General features: G+C 74.6%; 2 protein-coding genes and 3 pseudogenes. All 5 read right to left on the bottom strand.

Annotated features, from left to right (window positions below; translation table 11 throughout):
• On the bottom strand, window positions 1-904 hold a 904-nt coding region (locus ACLEQD_RS40245), incomplete at its 3' end, for an adenylate/guanylate cyclase domain-containing protein (protein ID WP_410391244.1).
• 251 nt (window positions 905-1,155) lie between these two features.
• Window positions 1,156-1,221 (bottom strand): annotated as a pseudogene (locus ACLEQD_RS40250) (hypothetical protein); the annotation flags it as partial.
• Window positions 1,222-1,270: 49 nt separating this feature from the next.
• A pseudogene (locus ACLEQD_RS40255) lies at window positions 1,271-1,765 on the bottom strand (serine/threonine-protein kinase); the annotation flags it as partial.
• A gap of 144 nt (window positions 1,766-1,909) precedes the next feature.
• Window positions 1,910-2,775: pseudogene (locus ACLEQD_RS40260) on the bottom strand (NAD-dependent protein deacetylase).
• Window positions 2,776-2,878: 103 nt separating this feature from the next.
• On the bottom strand, window positions 2,879-3,071 hold a 193-nt coding region (locus tag ACLEQD_RS40265), incomplete at its 5' end, for a hypothetical protein (RefSeq protein WP_410391245.1).

Genomic DNA, 3,071 nt, shown 5'->3' on the forward strand with positions numbered 1-3,071 from the left:
CGGCCACGGTGGCGAGCCGGGCCGCGGTGTTCACCACGTCGCCCAGCACCGTGTGGTCCAGGCGCCCGCGCCCGGCCGCGCCCACGTTGCCTGAGACGACCGGCCCGGTGTCCACGCCCACGCAGACGCCGTGGGCGTACGGGGACGCGTCGCCGCCGCTCCACGCCAGGCCCTGCAGCCGCTGCTTCACCGCGAGGCACGCGTCCAGCGCGCGCGACACGTGGCCTTCGCCCTGGAAGACGGCCATCACCGCGTCCCCCAGGAACTTGTCCACCACGCCGCCGCGCGACTCCAGCTCCGGGAGGATGACCTCGAAGTTGGCGTTGAGCCGGCGCAGCGCGGACTCCGGCGGGTGCTGGCGGGTGACGGCGGTGAAGTCCGCCACGTCCAGGAAGGCCACCGTGGCGTCCACCTGCTCGCCCGCGAGCGCGCCGGGGCCGCGCACCAGCGGCAGCACCCGGTCCACGATGCCGCCGTGCACGAACATGCGCAGCAGCGCGTTCTCCTCCGTGGAGCGCACCGCGCGGCGCAGCTCCGCCACGTGGCGCACCGTCTTGGCCAGCGTGGACTCCAGGTCGTCCAGGTCCACCGGCTTCACGAGGAAGTCGAACGCGCCCCGGTTCATCGCCGTGCGCAGGTTGGGCATGTCGCCGTACGCGGAGACGATGACCACCTTCACCAGCGGATCCACCTCCCCCACGCGCGACAGGAAGGTGAGCCCGTCCATGCGCGGCATGTTCAGGTCGCACAGCACCGCGTGCGTGTCCGGGTGCTGGCGCAGCGCCTCCAGCGCCTCCTCGCCGTCGCGGGCGAAGACGAAGCGGTAGACGCCGTCGCGCACGTGCCGGCGGAAGCGCTGGCGCATGAGCACCTCCACGTCCGGCTCGTCGTCCACCACCAGCACGTGGCGGCCTGCGCAGCGCGGCCCGCCTCCACCAGCGCGACGAAGGCGGCGGCCAGCTCGCGCGCGGAGGTGAAGCGCTGCTCCAGCTTCGGGTGCAGGGCGCGCTGGAAGAAGGCGTCACCGCCCGCGCCCAGCTCCGGCACCAGCTGCGAGACGGCCACCGCGGGCGGGTGGAAGGCGCCGCGCAGGAGGGCCCCCACGGACTCGGCGCCATAGGGGAACTGGCCGGTGAGGGCGCGGTAGAGCACCACCGCGAGCGACCAGAGGTCCGCGCGGGCGTCCAGGTCCGGATCCGCGCGCAGCTGCTCCGGGCTCATGTAGCGCAGCGTGCCGGTGAGCCCTTCGGCCTGCGCGGGCGCGCCCGTGGGCAGCAGCGAGCCGCGCGATGCCGAAGTCGAGCACCTTCACCACCTCCTCGCCGTCCACGTGGGCGAGGAAGACGTTGGCGGGCTTCAGGTCGCGGTGGACGATGCCCCGCGCGTGCGCCGCCGCCAGGGCCCGGGCCACCGGCGTGACGAGCGCGGCCACGCGGGCCGGGGACAGGCGCCCCTGCTGGGTGAGGCGCGTCTCCAGGTCCTCGCCCTCCAGGAGCTCCATGACGATGTACGGCACGCCGCCGTCCACGCCGGAGTCGTGCACCTGCACCACGTGCGGGTGGTGCAGCCGCGCCACGGCCTGCGCTTCCTGTTCGAAGTGGCGGTGCGCCTCCGGCGTGCGCGCGACGACGTCGGAAGCGATGAGCTTGAGGGCCACGTGCCGCTGGAGTTGCAGGTCGACGGCCCGCCAGATGGCGCCCATGCCACCGCCGCCAATCCTGCGCTCCAGCGAGTACCTGCCGCCCAGCGGGCGTCCGGTGTCCATCAGCCCTGTGTCTCCGTCCCGTGCACGGCCTGGCGCACGTGCCTCGCGAAGCCGGGGATGATGGCACACCTGGCCCCGCCCCGGGCGTCCCCATTCGGTGCCGTCCCGGTGACAGGGCCGCACGCCCGGTGTGGGAGGGGGACGTCAGGTGCGCGTGAGCGCCCGGGCGAGCCGGGGCAGGACGTCGCCTGCCCTCGCCTCCACGCGCACATCCGCCAGGGCGTCGCCCCGGCTCTCCCCGATGTTGAGGATGCCAATGGGCATGTGCCGCTCCGCGGCGCGGGTGACGAAGCGGTAGCCGGAGTAGACCGTCAGCGACGAGCCCACCACCAGCAGCGCGTCCCCCTCCTCCACCAGCGAGAACGCGTCCTGCACCAGCGGGGCCGCGACGTTGTCGCCGAAGAACACCACGTCCGGCTTCAGCGTCCCGCCGCAGCGCGTGCACGCGGGGACGTGGAAGCCCTCCATCGCCTCCGGCGGCAGCTCCGCGTCGCCGTCCGGACGCAGCTCCACGACGGCGTGCGCGAAGTCCGGGTTGAGGCCCAGCATCCGCGCCTGGAGCGACGCGCGGGGCTCCTGCGCGCCGCACGCCAGACAGCGCACCCGAGACAGCGCGCCGTGCAGCTCCAGCACGCGCTCGCTGCCCGCCGCGTGTGCAGGCCGTCCACGTTCTGGGTGATGAGGCCGGGCACCACGCCCGCCGTCTCCAGCGCGGCCAGCGCGAGGTGGGCGTCGTTGGGACGGGCGGAGGTGAAGCGCGGCCAGCCCAGCAGGCTGCGCGCCCAGTAGCGCTGGCGCACCTCCGGCTTGTGGAGGAACTCGCGGTGCTGGATGGGGTTGCGCACCTTGTGGCGCGTCTCCGGGCCCCGGTAGTCGGGGATGCCGGACTCGGTGCTGCATCCGGCGCCCGTGAGCACCACGACGCGGCGTCCGCGCAGCAGCGAGGCCAGGGCGTCCACGCCCGCTTCGGGCGGGAGGGGGGCGACAGGGGAGTCCGTGAGGAGCGTCATTCCACCCTCCGTATAACGTGGGCCCCTCGCGCCCGCCCGGCAGGGCCCCTCGGGGAGGGGGACGGCGGGCGGCTCCGAGCCTTCGCGTCGCCAGGGGAAGCGCTCACCGGGTGAGCGCGTCCCGGGAGGGGTCCGCGGGCTTCGGCGTGGTCATGGCGGCCTTGAGGTCCCTGCGCGCGGAAGGAGGCAGCCTGGCGATCCACCGGTCCATCGCCTGGCGGAGCTCCGGCACGGAGGACTCCTCGTCGGCAGCGCGGCGGCCTCCAGGCGGCCTCGGCGACGAGCCGCACGGCGCG

The organism is Corallococcus sp. 4LFB, from assembly GCF_046520365.1.
Lineage (GTDB): Bacteria > Myxococcota > Myxococcia > Myxococcales > Myxococcaceae > Corallococcus > Corallococcus caeni.